This window comes from Actinomadura coerulea (assembly GCF_014208105.1).
In the GTDB taxonomy this organism is placed as follows: Bacteria; Actinomycetota; Actinomycetes; order Streptosporangiales; family Streptosporangiaceae; genus Spirillospora; species Spirillospora coerulea.
In genome coordinates this window covers 7,178,148-7,192,339 of the sequence record NZ_JACHMQ010000001.1, presented here as the reverse complement: position 1 = coordinate 7,192,339, position 14,192 = coordinate 7,178,148, and the positions used below count along the sequence as shown (strand labels likewise).

The following is a 14,192-nucleotide window of genomic DNA, read 5'->3' as shown; positions in this document are numbered from 1 at the left end:
ACGAACAATGATCATTCTGGCCATGGCCGGCGCCGCGGCGCTGTGCGTCATCCTGGCCGCCTGGGGGGTCTCGCTGGTGGCCGCGGGCCAGCGGGTCGCCGCCTCGGCGGTGCCCGAGCCGCCCAAGGCGGCCAAGAACGAGGTGTTCATCCTCGACGCGATCGCGGACCGGGTGGGACGGCCGTTCACCGGCGCGGCCATGGAGCTGCTCAGCCCGTGGCGGGCGGCGATCCGCAGACGGATCGACGCGGCGGGCCGTCCCGGCGGCATCACCGTCGAGGGCTACGCGCGCAGGACCGCCGGTTACGTGGTCTTCTTCCTCGCCTTCGCGCTGCTGCTGGCCCTCAACGGGCATCCGCTCTACGGCGCCGTCTGCCTGATCGGGTGCCTGCAGAACGAGTTCGTCATGTACGGGAAGAGGGTCGCCAGGCAGGACGAGATCCAGCGCTCCATGCCCGACTTCCTCGACGTGCTGGCGGTCACCGTCAGCGCCGGTCTGAGTTTCCGCCTGGCGCTGCACCGCGTCGCCGAGAGCATGCCGGGCGCGCTGGCGGACGAGTTCATGGTGGCGCTGCGGCAGATGGAGCTGGGCACGCCGCGCCGCGAGGCGTTCGAGGACCTGCGCGACCGCAACAACTCCGAAGCGGTCAACCAGTTCGTGACAGCGCTGCTCCAGGCGGAGGAACTGGGCGCGCCGCTCACCACGGCGATGATGGACATCGGCAACGACATGCGGCGCGAGGCGGCGCAGTGGGCCAAGCGCAAGGCGCAGCGCACCACACCGAAGATCACGGGAATCACCCTGGGGCTGACCCTGCCCGCGCTGATGCTCGTGGTCATGGGGGCCGTCTACTACGGGTCGGGGGTGGGAGCCGGTGGTGGGCTCTTCGGCAACTGAACACGTCTTACCCGCGGGGGGCACGATGGGCGACGCGCCGGGTTCGCCGGGGGGCGCCCGGGCCGCGGCCTGGGAGCGGCCGATCCAGGAGGAACTGACCGAGCAGGTCGGCGGAGCCTTCCAGCTGCTCCTGCAGATCCGCATGTTCATCACGGCGGTGACGCTGTCGCTGGTCCCGCTGGAGGTCGAGTACCTGGGCGTCTTCCTTCTCGTCCTGATGGTGGCGCTGCTGTCCTGGCTGGCCGGACGGTACTGGCGCCATGTCGCCCCCCGCCTCGCGCGCCACCCCCTGCTGTTCGCGCTCGACATGGCCGCCTCGTTCACGGTGCTCGGCCTCGGCGGCACGTCCGGCCCGTACCTGCTGGCGACCGTCGCCACCGCCGCCCTCGCGGGCCTGCTCTACCACTGGCGCGGCATGCTGACGGTGGCCGGGCTCCAGATCCTCTGCTACTACGTCACGTTCGCGTTCACGATCGACTCCCTGCAGACCCCGACCTTCCAGGACGTCCTCGGACAGCCCCTGTGCTACCCGCTCGCGGGGTTCGCCGGCGTGGCGCTGCGCCGGCAGCTCGACGCCAACGCCGAGCAGGAGGCGGCCCGCCGGCTGGCCGAGGTCAAGGCGGCCGCGGCCGAGGAGCGCGCCCGCCTGGCCCGCGAGATGCACGACTCGCTGGCCAAGACGCTGCGCGGCATCGCCCTGGCCGCCACGGGGCTGCGCGTCTGGGTCGACCGGGACCGGGACCGGGCCCTCGCCGAGGCCGACCGCATCGCCACCGCCTGCCAGGTCGCCTCCCGGGAGGCGCGCAGCCTGCTGTCGGAGCTGCGCCGCGACGCCGTCCCGCGCTCGCTGTCGCAGGTGGTCGCCGAGGCCGCGCGGGACTGGTCCGACGCCGCGGGCGTCCCGGTGGACTGCGACATCGCCCCGGACATCGACCTGCCTCTGCGGGTGCGCCACGAGGCCGTGGCGATCCTGTCCGAGGCGCTGACCAACGTCGAGCGGCACGCCGGAGCCGGTTCGGTGCGGGTCCGGCTGGACCGCGGGGACGGCGAGGTGCGGCTGACGGTACGCGACGACGGGACGGGATTCCGCCCGCCCGACCTCACCACGCTGGCGCGGGAGGGCCACTACGGGTTGATCGGCCTGCACGAGCGGGCCCAGCGGGTCGGCGGCGTCGTGAAGATCCTTTCGACCCGGGGAGAGGGCACGACCGTGCTGGTCAGGCTGCCCATCGACGAGCGAGCGCACCGATTGGCCGAGGTGAGTTGAACCATGGACGCTGCCCGAGTCGTCGTCGTCGACGACAATGTCGTCGTGCGGTCCGGATTAGTGTCGCTGCTGGAGGCCTCGGGCATCGAGGTGGTCGGCGAGGCCGGCGACGGCCGGACCGCCATCGAGATCGTGGAGCGGGTGCGGCCCGACCTGGTGCTGCTGGACGTGCAGATGCCGCTGGTCGACGGCGTCACCGCCGCGCAGACGCTGAGCCGCGTCACCAGGGTGATCATGCTGACCTACACCGAGGATCCGCGGATCGTGCGGGAGGCCATCGGCAACGGCGCCTCCGGCTACCTGGTGCACGGCCAGTTCTCCGCGCAGAGGCTGGCCGACGCGGTCCACGGCGCGCTGCGCGGGGCGAACCCGCTGTCGGAGGCCGCGGTGTCGGCCCTCGTGGGGGCGTTACGCGAGGTCTCCGCCCGCCCCGACCCGCCCGGCGCCGACCCCGGCGCGGAATCCGGCGGGGAGCCCGACGGCGACCCGCCGGCGGGGGCCCGCCCACCCGGCCGGCCGGCGGGGGCACCGTCCGACGAGGGCGAGCGGCGGGTCGCACGGTTCGGCCTCTCCGCCCGGGAACTCGACGTGATGCGGTTGATCGTCCAGGGCAGGACGAACGTCGAGATCGCCGGACACCTGTTCCTGGCGGAGAAGACCGTGAAGAACCACGTGAACCGGATATACGCGAAACTCGGCGTCACCTCGCGCGCCGCCGCGATCGCGCAGTGGATGGGAACCGCAGGGGAGACCACCCGGTGACGGCGGCCGGGAATTCCAGGGGATTGGGCCTGTGGACCCTACGGGAATTAGGCCCGCGCCAGGCCCGCGATTGGGCCGACGGACCCTGGGACTCCATCGCCGATTTCCGTAATGTTCCAGTCAATGGAGCGGACGGAAACGGCGGCCAGGAGGCAGAAAATGAACCCGATCCTTCCCCTGTACGTGCACACCGACACTTTTGTGCGGAATCGCGCCGACGACGTCCAGGACTTCGTCCGGACCCGGATCGAGCGCATCCGCGACGCGGAGGACCGCGGGGCCAGCGCGATCGAGTACGCCGGCCTGGTGCTGATCGCCGGAATCATCGTCGTCTTCCTCATCGGCGCCGCGAAGAACACCATCCTGCCGAAGATCACCGACGCCATCAACCAGATGTTCGGTGGCGGCGAGGGCGGGGACCCGAAGAAGAAGTAGCGCCTCGACTGACCGCGGTCGCCGAGCTGCGGCGCGGACGACAGGGAGAGCCACCGGCCGGGCCGGTGGCTCTCCCTGTCGTTTTCACATGGATTATCCATTCCGTGGGACGGGAGCAGAGAGATGTTCGAACGTGACCGGGAACAGTCTTGGGGCTTTCGAGCCGGAGTGGGGGCGGCCGCCCTTCTTTTGGCCCTGTCCGCATGCGGCGGTGGCGACGACGGTTCCGACCCGCCGAAAAAGACCGGCGGACCGGCCGGTAAGGCGCCCGGCACGGGGATCGCGGTTCCCATGGCGCACCGCGCGGGGCCGGCGCACGTTGAGCTTCTCGCGTTGAGCCGGACGTCCGGCAGCGCAGTCACCGGGCAGTTCCGCATCGTCAACGACGGCCAGAGCCAGCTGAACCTGCACATCAGCCTGTTCGAAGGCGGCCGCGAGGGCGACATCCGCAGCCTGGAGGCCAACGGCATCGGCCTCCTCGACGGTGCGGGCGGGAAGCTCTACATGCCGCTGAGGACGGCCGACGGCAAGTGCCTGTGCTCCTCACTCGGCGACAAGGAACTCGCCCCCGGTGCCTCTCTGGACATCTACGCCGTGTTCCCCGCTCCGCCCGCCGGGGTGAACAGGGTGACGGTGACGCTTCCGCTGACCGTGCCCATGCAGGACGTCCCGATCTCAGGCAACCCCGTCCGGGCGCTGCCGGACCAGACCGATCCGGCTTCGGTGTCCCTGGCGTCACCGCGCGTCCTCACCGTGGCGGGCGTCGCCGAAGGCGACGAGCAGTCCGTGGACGACGACGGCGACAACCGTGCCGTGCGGCTGTCGTCGGACGTGCTGTTCGCGCTGAACAAGGCCGAACTGACCCCGCAGGCCGACAAGCTCCTGCGCGGCGTCGCCAAGCAGGTCGACGCCTCCCGCGGGAGCACGGTCAAGGTCGACGGCTACACCGACTCCAGCGGCAACAACGCCATCAACCAGCCGCTGTCCGAGCGACGCGCCACGGCCGTGGCCGACCGGCTCAAGCAGCTGGTCACCCGCACCGGCGTGACCTTCCAGACCGCCGGGCACGGATCGGCCGACCCCGTGGCCCCGAACGACACCGAAAGCGGACGCCGCAAGAACCGCCGGGTCACCGCGAGCTTCACCATGCCTCCCCCTCCGCCCGCCCCGGCGGGCGGACAGCCCTACCGCTGGGCGCCCGGCAAGCCGGCCTCGTCCAAGACGGCCCCCTTCACCGCGCAACAGGCCAAGGGCCTGCAAGTGGAGGTGAACTCCATGCACCGCGATCCGGCGGGCCTGACCACTTTCGTCTGGACGTTGCGCAACAACGGCCAAGCCCAGGCGAACGTGGGCTCGGCGTTCCAGCTGGACCCCCAGTACAACGGCAGGCTGAGCCCCGTGGCGCAGAGCACGGACGGCATCTCCATCCGCGACACGGCCAGCAACGTCTGGTACTACCCGCTGCGCGCATCGAGCGCCGAGTGCGTCTGCACGTCCCTGCCCCGCGGTGACGCGAAGAAGGTCCTCGCCCCCGGGGAGAGCGTGACCTACTCGGGCGTCTACCGGCTTCCCGCCGATGCCCGGACGGTGGACATCGACTTCCCCTGGTCCGGCCAGGAGGGCCTCCGCATGAAGGGCGTCGCCGTCAGGTGACCGGGGCGAACCGGCGTGGTCCGTGCGGCCCCCGAGACCGCACAGACCACGCCCGTCAGCGGCGGTTCATCTTCAGCAGCTCGAACAGGGCCGAGTGGGCGTCGGTCCACACGGGCCCGCCGCCGCGGATCTGGTGCCAGCGGGCGGAGCGGACGGCAAGGGGACGCAGGTCGTCCGCCGACCGGGCCATCGCCACCCACTCGGACGAGAACGACAGCCTGTCGCCCTTCGGGGCGGTGTCGGACGCGGTGAGCGTCGCCAGCCCGGCCGCCCGGCCGGTCGCGCCCAGCATGGGGGCCAGTTCCAGGTTGCGGTTCGACACGTTGAAGACCAGGACGCCGCCCACCGCGAGCTTGCGTGCGTACAGCCCGATGGCCTGCCGGGTGAGCAGATGGGTCGGCACCGCGTCGGAGCTGAAGGCGTCCAGGAGGATCATCCCGTACGAGTGGTCCGGTGCGCGCTGGAGTTCCAGGCGGCCGTCGCCGACGATGGTCCGCGCGCGGCAGCCGCAGTCGCGGAGGTAGGTGAAGTAGCGCGGGTCGCGGGCGATGCGGACCACCGCCGGGTCGATCTCGAAGAAGTCCATCTGCTGGCCCGCGCGACCGTACGCGGCGAGGCCGCCGGCGCCGAGCCCCACGACCGCCACCCGCCCGGACGGGGGCCGCGCGCCGTAGGCGGCGAACACGTCGCCGATCGGCCCGCGCCGCGCGTAGTACGAGACCGGCGTCATGCGCTGCCCGGGAGCGCGGAGCTGGAAGCCGTGGACGGTCGTCCCGTGCACGAACGTGGCCCGCTCGTCGGTGAGCCGCACCTGGTACTGCCCGAAGAAGGTGCGCTCCCGGTCGGTGTTGTGCGCCTGCTTGACCGTGAACGGGACCAGCACCGCAAGCACCGCGACGGCCGCCAGTACGCGGGGCCGCCGGGCGATCAGCAGGATCCAGGCCGCGGCCAGCGCGAATCCGGCGCAGCGCAGCGTCGGCGTGTGCATGAAGCACAGCAGCAGCGCGGCGGGCGGCGCGGTCACGAGGAACGCCCACCGGGTGAGCGCGGGCCCCGGGATGCGCCGCGCCGGCCACCGCGCCGCCAGTGGCAGCAGGCCGAGGCTCGCCACCACCACCGGGAGTTCCGCGGTCCAGTTGAAGACCAGCGGGGCCGCGATGCCGTTGAACAGACCGCCGAGCGCGCCGCCGACCGAGGTGACGAAGAAGAACTCCGTCAGGCGCCGGGGGGCCGGCCGGTCGGCGGCCAGCAGGCCGTGGCAGGTGAGGCCCGCCACCGCGAGCAGGGCCAGGTCGAGCGCGATGGCCGCCGGCGCGTACCCGATCCCCCCTCTGATCAGCGTCCAGGGCAGCACGACCGCGGCGACCGCCGAAACGACGACCGCGGCGGGCAGCCGGCGGTGCGTGCGCAGCGCGAACGCCACGATGAAGGTGACCAGGTACAGCGCCAGCGGGATCACCCACATCAGCGGCACGGGCGCGATGTCGGTGGACATGTGCGCCGTGACGCCCAGCATGAGCGAGGACGGCACGAACGCGAGGAACAGCCAGCGGCCGCGCCGGCGCCAGTCGATGCGCTCCTCCCCCGTGTCCTTCCGCGCGTCCTGGGCGGTGGTCTCCTCCGCGGGCCCCGGTTCGGGAGCGTCGTCCGCGCCGGGCCGGGCCGCCCGTCGGACCACCACCGCGCACGCGGCCATCAGCGTCACGAACACGCCGTAGCCGATCGCCCACCAGGTCGCCTGGCCGCGCACCTCGGCCGCCGGCTCGATGAAGAGCGGGTAGGACAGCAGCGCCAGCAGGCTTCCGGTGTTCCCGGCCGCGTAGAGGAAGTACGGGTCGCCGGAGCGCGGCAGGTCCGACCAGGAGTACCAGCGCTGGATCAGCGGGCTGGTCGCGGCGACCGCCGTGAACGGCGCGCCGACCATGACGGTCAGCACCAGCAGGAGCCACAGCGCGGGTGGAGCGGACGCCGGGGCGCCCACCCATTCCGGCGCGGCGATGGGAAGCAGCGGGAGCGGCAGCAGAATGAGGACCGCGTGGAGGATCGGCTGCTTTCCGGCGCCGAGCCGCTGAGCGAAATGCGCGTACCCGTAACCGAGCAGCAGCGCCCCCTGGAAGAACAGCACCGCCGTGTTCCACACCATCGGCGATCCGCCGTACGCCGGCAGGATCATCTTGGTGACCATCGGCTGCACCACGAAGAGCAGGCCCGCCCCGACCAGGCTGGCCAGGGTGTAGATCCCGACCAGGGCGGTCGACCGCCACCGCCCGCTCCGCGCTGCCCGGTCGCTCCGGCTCGGGGACTCGACGACGACGCTCAACTGCGCGCTCCTCGCGATAGGTCGGTGTCCGCATGCGGCGGTATTCGTCGATGAAGACTTCTCCGCGGCCGAGCGTAACTGTGCTCTGGAGTCATTTTTGAGGGCCCGTGGGCCCAAATTCGGCCCGCTGTGCATGGGAGAGAAAACCTGGGTCCGAGGGCCTAGCAATGCCCACTCGGGAGAAATGCGCGAAGAGGTGTCCGTACGGGTCGCCGGCGGCTTAACGGGCCGCCCCGCTCAGCGGTCGAGGCCCCAGCGGTAGAGCACGTCGCGGCCGTGGGTCAGCCACGTCCCGTCTCCGAACGGCACGGCCGGGGTGAGGTCGTCGAGGTGGCTCTGCTCGGGGTAGGCGATCATCCCGAGCGCCCGTCCGGACCTCACCAGCCAGTGGCTGGACGGGCGCCAGCGCTCCGCCCCGAAGAGCTCGGTCTCGATCTCGTCATAGGCGTCCTCCATTTCGAGGAGCAGGAGATCGTCGCTCAGATGACCACCGCTGTGGCCGGTGAGGTTGGGGGCGATGTGCACCGGCTCCGTGTCCCGTTCGGAGGCGAGGAGGCCGGCGCATGTGACCACGGTGGCGGTGTCGTCTCCGCGGGCGGAGTGCCATCGCACGTCGGTGGTGTCGCCGCCGTCGCTCAGGCCGACGGTGACGAATCCGGAACCGCTGGGGTCGCCGTCCAGGAGTGCGCGGTCCGCGGCGTGCGAGACCGCGCCGCCGGGGCCGACCCGGAAGGTCATCGCTCGGGCGGCGACGCGGACGCCCGCCGCTAAGGGGCGCGCCTCGGGCCCCAGGACGAGGTCGACCGAGCGCTGACGGCCGCCGACCGGGAGGGTCAGCCGGTCGAGTTCGTCGCCCGCGACGCTGTAGAGCGCCAGGTCGATCGCTTCGTTCGGGCGCCCGCCGCCGGGAGGGACGGCCAGCCACACCCGCGGCTCGGCTCCGGACGGCTGGGCCCAGCGCACGTAGCGGACGGGGTTGCCGGCCGGGCCCGTGTCCGGGCGTTCCCACAGCAGGGTCCCGTCCCGCGTGACGAGCCGGTAGGAGTCCTCGTCCACGAGCACGGCGTGGGACAGGTCCGGGGCGACGGGGCCGGCCCCGATGATCGCTCGTCCCCGGGCGCGACCGGGGAAGAAGGCCGCGGGCTCGGCGGACCGGGCGCCTTCCGCCGTCATGTCATGGACGGCCAGACCCTTCTCGGTGCGGATCAGCAGGCGCGGCACGGACCCGGTGCGGTCGATCACTCCGGCTCCGCTGCGCAGCAGCCTGGTGTGTTTCGTGCGGTACACGAGCAGCAGCCGTGGACGAATCACTCTGCCTACCTCCTCCGGGCGGCGCGCCGCCAAAGACGATGCTCGGGGACCACGACTCGCTCCCACCGTGCCACACCCCGAATTGGCGGCACGGTGAGGCCGTCATGGCGGATTCAGGGCTTTCACCGGGTCGGGATACATGGTGTAGAGGTACGGTTTCCCGTTCGCGTCCAGCTTGTAGATGGCGCGGATCGTCGCGTTCTGGAAGTCGATCGCCTTGAACTGCCTGGGGTCGGCCGCGTCGCGGTACCAGCCCTTCATCCGGCTCGCCGCCCCGGCCGGCAGGTCGTTGATCGAGACCTCCACCGCCTGCGTGCCGCTCGGAGGGAAGTTCGTGAGCTTCGCGCGGGCGGCGCCCTCCGCAAGCGCGAAGTCGAGCGGGTCGCTGAACTTGGTGGAGAAGGGCCCGACCTTGTGCGTTCCGTTGGTTATGGCGTCGGTGTTGTCGAGCGTGCCGTCCGGGCGGCGGGGATTCGGGTTCATGGGGTCGACCTTGGTGGCGTTGTCGCCCTTGACGTACCCCTGGTAGTTACTGGTCGGGCCGTAGAGCTGCGGCGTCCCGTCCGGGTTGTACTTGGGCTCGCCCAGGCGCAGCTTGATGCGGTCGTCCGGTGGGTCGAGGTGGCGCTGGACGCCGTGGGCGCCGGGGCCGGCGTTGCGGAGCTGCGCGATCTTCTTCAGGGCGGCGTCGCGCAGGGCCTGGTCGACCCTGGTCTTGCTCGCGTCGGCCTTCTCGCACGGGGTCTTCGGCGCCGCCGCGCGCAGGTGGACGGCGAGTCCCTCTGCGCCGCGGAGGACCGGCAGCGTCAGCGCGCCCGCGGGGGCCGAGAAGGATCCCCCGCGGGGCGGGCCCAAGGCCCCGGGTTTGCAGCCGGCCAGCCGTTTGGCGTCGTCGGCCTTCTGTTTCGCCTCGTCGGCGGCCTTGCGGGCACCGACGAGATCGCCGGACTTGGCGGCCTTCGCGGCGCGTTCGGCGGCGCCGGCCGACTCCTCGGCCAGCTTGCCGGCCTTGCCGAGCTTCGAAGCGGCCCTGCCCAGCTTGCCGAGCTTGCCTATCTTGCCGACGCCCTTGCCGACGTCGTAGTAGGGGATGAACCAGGAGCCGACGTTCCAGATCGTGCGGCCGGTGGCGCCGAGGTAGTTGCCGTCGTTCCACATGTCGACGGTCTCGTCGTCGACCACCATCTGGCGGAGCGCGTCCCAGGGGTGCTCGAAGATGTACTTGCCGGCGTCGATGATGGTGCCGGGGTCGGTGACGAGGTCCACCAGGCCGGTGACGTCGTCGACGATCGCCTTGCCGAGGCCGTCCCAGAACAGTTGCTTGACACCGGTGCCGAGGCCGCTGAAGAAGTTGCCGACCTGGTCGCCGAAGCCTTGCGTGACCGCGTGAAGCGGCGATAACCCGGTGTACGCCTGGTTCCAGCCGGGCCCGTTGCCGCCGTTGTTGCCGCCGCCGTTGCCGCCGTTGCCGGTTCCGCCGTCCGTTCCGGTCCCGCCGTCGGTTCCGGTTCCGGTTCCACCGTCGGTGCCCTGGCCGGTGCCGCCGTCCGGATTCCCCGTACCCCCGTCGGCTCCGTTCCCTCCCCCGCCTTCGGGCGAGACGCAGCCGTCGCCCTGGAACACCTTGCAGATCGCGCCCCTTGTCCTGGGCGAGACCACGTTGGGAATGGACATGGCCAGCAGCCCGGTGATGATCGCGGAAGCGACGAGCACCAGGCTCGCGTACTCGATCGCGGAGGCGCCGGAATCCCCTTTTCGGCCCTGCCAACGACCGCACCACATCGCGCGAACCCCCGCTGCCCCGTGCATATCAAGATTGATGAGAGTAGACGGAGTTTCTCTGCGGGGCTTGGGCCCTGGGACCCAATTCACTTGCCGGAGACTAATGCCGCGCCGACGCGTGGGCGCATGAAGCTCCGCCGCTGGGCCCGCAGGCCCAGAACCCGAGCGGAAATGCCAGGACGCGCACGTCCGGACGGGTCCGGAGGCCCTGGGATTTCCTCGTTAAATGTTTACCGTGCTGGACTATGCGCGCTCTGCTTTCGGCCTGGTTCGCGGCCGCGCTCGTGGCGGCGCTCGCGGTCTGCACGTTGAAGGTGGCGGCCCCCGCGATCGAGCGGGGCGAACCCGTCGACGAATACGCTCAGGTCCTGCGGGTTCACCTGCCCTGGCTGCTGTTCTGCACCTTCATGGCCATCACCTCCGGCAGCTACGTGCGCGACCGGAGAGGCGGGCCGGGCCGGGTCCTCGCCGCGCTCCCCGTCCCCCTGCTCGGCAGTCTCGCCGCGGCCGCCCTCGGCATCCCGTTCTCCGACACCGCGGTCGGCCTGATCCTCCATCTCATCGAAGCCGTTCTCGGCGTCGCGCTCGGTCTGGCCCTTTCCAGAACCCTTTCCCGCCGCTGGGCCGCGGAAGTGGCGGACACCGGCGAACGCCGCGGCCGGCGAAAGGCCCGCCGGTGAGCGGATGGGCCGGGAACTGGGCCCGAAAAAGGGTCCAGGGGCTCTGGGAGGCACGACTCGCCCCGATCTAGTTTCGAGCGATGCGGTCAGAAGGCTCACGGCATGTGTTCAGCGGGCGAGCACATCACGAGCGAGGTGCGAGCGGCCTGGAATACGGCGCCCTCATTCTCGTCGGCGCCATTATCGTGGGCACGCTGGTGACGCTCGTCTCGACCCGGGTCGAAGGACGCCTCGGCAACGCGGTCTGCGGTGTCTTCGGAGGGCAGTGCGCGGACACTCGGCAGGGGGCCGGCGGCGCCGGTGACGGCGGAGGGGGCGCGGGCCACGGCCCGACACGGCTGCCGAGTCCGAGCCCCGGGCCGCCCGTCCCGCAGCCGCCGGCACCGCCGCCGCCCAAGGAGCAGCCCGAGACCGAGGCCGTCCTCAACGAGACGCAACTCGGCCGGGACGCGCTCACGTGGGTGAAGGACCACGGGGTGCGCGTCATCTACCGGCCGGGCGGCGGGTCGTACTACGACGGTGACGCGAACGTCTTCTACGTCGACACCAAGCAGTCGCCGGAGGGCCGGGCCAACACGTTCGTGCACGAGGTGAACCACGCCGAGCACCGGAACGACCCCGATATCAAGAAGCTCAGCCGCGCCGAGTTCATCGACAAGTCCATCGATGAGGAGACCGAGGGCACGGTCGAGGCCATCCAGAACAACCAGGAGTTGCAGAGGAACCGGAACGGCAACGCTCCCGGCACCCTTCTGCAGCAGGAATACGAAGACGCCTACAACGCCGCCGTCGCACAGGAGAACGCCGCACGTCAGAAGGCACAGCGCCCGCCGCTGGACGCCGCCGGCGAGAAGGCCGTGGGAGAAAAGGCGGGGCGTGAGAGAGTGAAGCAGGCATTTGTCAACGGAGAGGTCGTCTCCTCGGTGGACAAGCACAAGTACGCCGACAACTACGGGAAGGCATGGGATGACGCACACGACTGTTTCCTGTGGATCTTCTGCTGACCGGCGTCGTCCCGGCCGCCTCTTCGCGGGCCTGGCGCTCGCCCTCGCGGTGCTGGTCCTGGCGGGGTGCGCGTCGAGCTCCGGGGCGGACGGCTCCGGGACGCCCCGGCCGAGCGCGAGGCCGGACGAGCGGCTCCGCCAGACGATCAGCCAGGGGTTGCTGGCCGAAGGCCGGCAGGAGGAGGCGCGGATCGTCGCGCTGGGCGGCAGCCGGCTGACCCGGGTGGAGGCGCCGTTCCTGCGGACCTGGGCCATCTACCGCGTGGACTACCGGCAGAGCCCGCATCCGGTCCAGCTGCACGTCGCCACGGGCGGCGGACGGGTCGAGCTGCTGACCGGCGTCCCCGAGGCCTTCGGAAGGGTGACCGCCGCCGACGGGACGGCCGTGGGGGACGCCGCCACCGCGGTCGCGCTCGCGCGCGCCTACGTGGAGACGACCCGCCCGGGAGGCGTCCTCACCTATGTGGTCGGACGGGTGGAGGACATCGAGTTCCGGCCCGGCATCACCGGCGCCGCGGCCGAGCGCCGCGACGAGATCCTCGCCGAGTACCGTCCGCGCATCAAGCAACCCGCGGCCGAGGCGAGCGGCAGAGGCTTCACCGCGACCGTCTATGCGGTCAAGGACAAGGCACTGCAGCGGCACGACATCGGAGTCACCGCGAAAGGGGCCGTCGACGACAGGGTGAAGACGCTCGTGCCGGATCTCCCCGTCCCGTACACCCTCTGACGCGCCAGGGCCGGCGGGCCGCCGGCGCCATTTCTCATTGGGCCTCAGGGCCCTGTCTTCCCGATCAACGGCTCCTTAGAGTTTTTCCGGGGGTAATGGGGCCGATCTCGTGAAGATGGGGCGCAGATGCTGCGACGGATCAGATCCGCTGGCGGGCACGGGGGCGACGCGGGGGTCGCGACGTCGGTCCTTGTCATGGGCGTCGCCATCATGCTCGCCGGCGGCTTCCTCATGTTCGGCCGGATCGCCCAGGCGGGCGACATGCGAAACCAGGCGCAGATAGGCGCGGACGCGGCGGCGCTCGGTACCCTCGCGCCGCTCCGCGACAAGGCCGTCGACCAGCTGGTCGGCTGGGGCCGCGACCCGTCGTCGGTCGGCTACTGGATGGTGGACTCCCCGCCCGAGAAGGTCGCGGAGAAGTACGCGGACAAGAACGAGACCCGTGCGACCAAGGTCCGGTTGAGCGGGATGATGGGCTACACGGCCATGGTGCAGGCCGCCACGAAGCTCTGCCAGCTCAAGCGGGAGGACGAGCTCACCGAGCGGGAGAAGGACGATCTCCGGAACGGCCGGAACCTGTGCACCGACAGGGCGGGGAAGAAGGGCATCGGCCGTTCGGGGACGGCACGGGCCGTCGCGAGGTTGATCCCGCCGCACTGCGACTACACGACCGGGCCGGGCCCGGAGGGCTCCACGGGCAGCGGGCCCGTCGTGGAGATCAGATGCGGCGACGACGACATCCTGGCCTTCCCCAACGGCGACCGGGCGGCCATCACCCGGCTGTTCAAGATCAGGCTGGTCGACGACGAGGACCCCGTCGCCTACACCGGCGCGCCGGACGGGCTGAGCGGCGGCAGCGGCGCGGTCGTGTCCGAGTGCGCGAAGACCGGCAAGAAGCCGGCGGAGGACCTCGAGTTCGGCGCCGCGGTGGTGGCCTGGTCGCTGTGCTGGCTGGGCACGCCGTACGCGTGGGGCGGCGGCAACTACAGCGGGCCCACCCGGGGCATCTGCTGCTCACCGGGCGGCTATGACGGGCGCCTGTACTTCGGGTTCGACTGCAGCGGCCTGACGCTGTACGCGGTGTACCAGGCGTCCCGGGGACGGATCGCGCTCGGGCACTACACCGGCGACCAGGTCAGCGACCCGCGCGGCAGCCATGTTCCGACGAACGCCCTTCGGCCCGGCGACCTGCTCTTCTTCGGTTCTCCGCCGCATCACGTCGCCATTTATTACGGGGACGGCAAGATGGTGGAGGCTCCGCAGACGGGGGACGTCGTGAAGATATCCCCGCTGCGGCCGGTGACCTCGGCGCGCCGATTCGGCTGAGGCCCGCGGCAGGGCCCAATAGCATAT

General features: G+C 71.2%; 12 protein-coding genes. 9 read left to right on the top strand and 3 right to left on the bottom strand.

What is annotated here, in order from left to right:
- Nucleotides 1-7: 7 nt before the first annotated feature.
- The 5 genes from BKA00_RS33440 (at nt 8) to BKA00_RS33420 (ending at nt 5,015) form a co-directional block, all read left to right on the top strand.
- On the top strand, nt 8-898 hold the full coding sequence (locus BKA00_RS33440; RefSeq protein WP_185031850.1) for a type II secretion system F family protein: 891 nt from the start codon (nt 8-10) through the stop codon (nt 896-898).
- Nucleotides 899-923: 25 nt separating this feature from the next.
- Complete coding sequence (locus tag BKA00_RS33435; RefSeq protein WP_185031848.1) at nt 924-2,165, top strand: sensor histidine kinase; 1,242 nt, start codon at nt 924-926, stop codon at nt 2,163-2,165.
- A 3-nt stretch (nt 2,166-2,168) separates the two neighbouring features.
- Nucleotides 2,169-2,927: a response regulator gene (locus BKA00_RS33430; protein WP_185031846.1), complete on the top strand. Its 759-nt coding sequence runs from the start codon at nt 2,169-2,171 to the stop codon at nt 2,925-2,927.
- Nucleotides 2,928-3,086: 159 nt separating this feature from the next.
- Nucleotides 3,087-3,362: a Flp family type IVb pilin gene (locus BKA00_RS33425; protein WP_185031844.1), complete on the top strand. Its 276-nt coding sequence runs from the start codon at nt 3,087-3,089 to the stop codon at nt 3,360-3,362.
- A 333-nt stretch (nt 3,363-3,695) separates the two neighbouring features.
- Nucleotides 3,696-5,015: an OmpA family protein gene (locus BKA00_RS33420; RefSeq protein ID WP_230298871.1), complete on the top strand. Its 1,320-nt coding sequence runs from the start codon at nt 3,696-3,698 to the stop codon at nt 5,013-5,015.
- Between the two features lie 55 nt (nt 5,016-5,070).
- Here BKA00_RS33420 and BKA00_RS33415 read toward each other — a convergent pair whose 3' ends face one another.
- From BKA00_RS33415 to BKA00_RS33405, 3 genes are all read right to left on the bottom strand, one after another.
- Nucleotides 5,071-7,335, bottom strand: coding sequence for a spermidine synthase (locus tag BKA00_RS33415; protein WP_185031842.1), 2,265 nt, complete (start codon nt 7,333-7,335; stop codon nt 5,071-5,073).
- 237 nt (nt 7,336-7,572) lie between these two features.
- A complete protein-coding gene (locus BKA00_RS33410) occupies nt 7,573-8,646 on the bottom strand; it encodes a hypothetical protein (protein WP_185031840.1) in 1,074 nt (357 codons plus the stop codon).
- A gap of 102 nt (nt 8,647-8,748) precedes the next feature.
- A complete protein-coding gene (locus tag BKA00_RS33405; protein WP_185031838.1) occupies nt 8,749-10,359 on the bottom strand; it encodes a hypothetical protein in 1,611 nt (536 codons plus the stop codon).
- Between the two features lie 314 nt (nt 10,360-10,673).
- Here BKA00_RS33405 and BKA00_RS33400 point away from each other — a divergent pair, with 314 nt between their 5' ends.
- From BKA00_RS33400 to BKA00_RS33385, 4 genes are all read left to right on the top strand, one after another.
- Nucleotides 10,674-11,108: a hypothetical protein gene (locus BKA00_RS33400; RefSeq protein ID WP_185031836.1), complete on the top strand. Its 435-nt coding sequence runs from the start codon at nt 10,674-10,676 to the stop codon at nt 11,106-11,108.
- Between the two features lie 197 nt (nt 11,109-11,305).
- Complete coding sequence (locus tag BKA00_RS33395; RefSeq protein ID WP_185031834.1) at nt 11,306-12,112, top strand: M78 family metallopeptidase domain-containing protein; 807 nt, start codon at nt 11,306-11,308, stop codon at nt 12,110-12,112.
- Nucleotides 12,075-12,839 carry a hypothetical protein gene (locus tag BKA00_RS33390; protein WP_185031832.1) on the top strand — a complete coding sequence of 255 codons (765 nt, stop codon included), beginning with the start codon at nt 12,075-12,077 and terminating at the stop codon, nt 12,837-12,839. Before BKA00_RS33395 ends, BKA00_RS33390 begins: the two co-directional genes overlap by 38 nt.
- A gap of 126 nt (nt 12,840-12,965) precedes the next feature.
- Complete coding sequence (locus tag BKA00_RS33385; RefSeq protein ID WP_230298870.1) at nt 12,966-14,165, top strand: C40 family peptidase; 1,200 nt, start codon at nt 12,966-12,968, stop codon at nt 14,163-14,165.
- Nucleotides 14,166-14,192: the final 27 nt, after the last annotated feature.

Bases quoted from the DNA above. Each gene is read 5' to 3' on its own strand.
- BKA00_RS33425 (WP_185031844.1), top strand. From the start codon at position 3,087: ATGAACCCGATCCTTCCCCTGTACGTGCACACCGACACTTTTGTGCGG.
- BKA00_RS33430 (WP_185031846.1), top strand. From the start codon at position 2,169: ATGGACGCTGCCCGAGTCGTCGTCGTCGACGACAATGTCGTCGTGCGG.
- BKA00_RS33385 (WP_230298870.1), top strand. From the start codon at position 12,966: ATGCTGCGACGGATCAGATCCGCTGGCGGGCACGGGGGCGACGCGGGG.
- BKA00_RS33435 (WP_185031848.1), top strand. From the start codon at position 924: ATGGGCGACGCGCCGGGTTCGCCGGGGGGCGCCCGGGCCGCGGCCTGG.
- BKA00_RS33400 (WP_185031836.1), top strand. From the start codon at position 10,674: ATGCGCGCTCTGCTTTCGGCCTGGTTCGCGGCCGCGCTCGTGGCGGCG.
- BKA00_RS33440 (WP_185031850.1), top strand. From the start codon at position 8: ATGATCATTCTGGCCATGGCCGGCGCCGCGGCGCTGTGCGTCATCCTG.
- BKA00_RS33390 (WP_185031832.1), top strand. From the start codon at position 12,075: ATGACGCACACGACTGTTTCCTGTGGATCTTCTGCTGACCGGCGTCGT.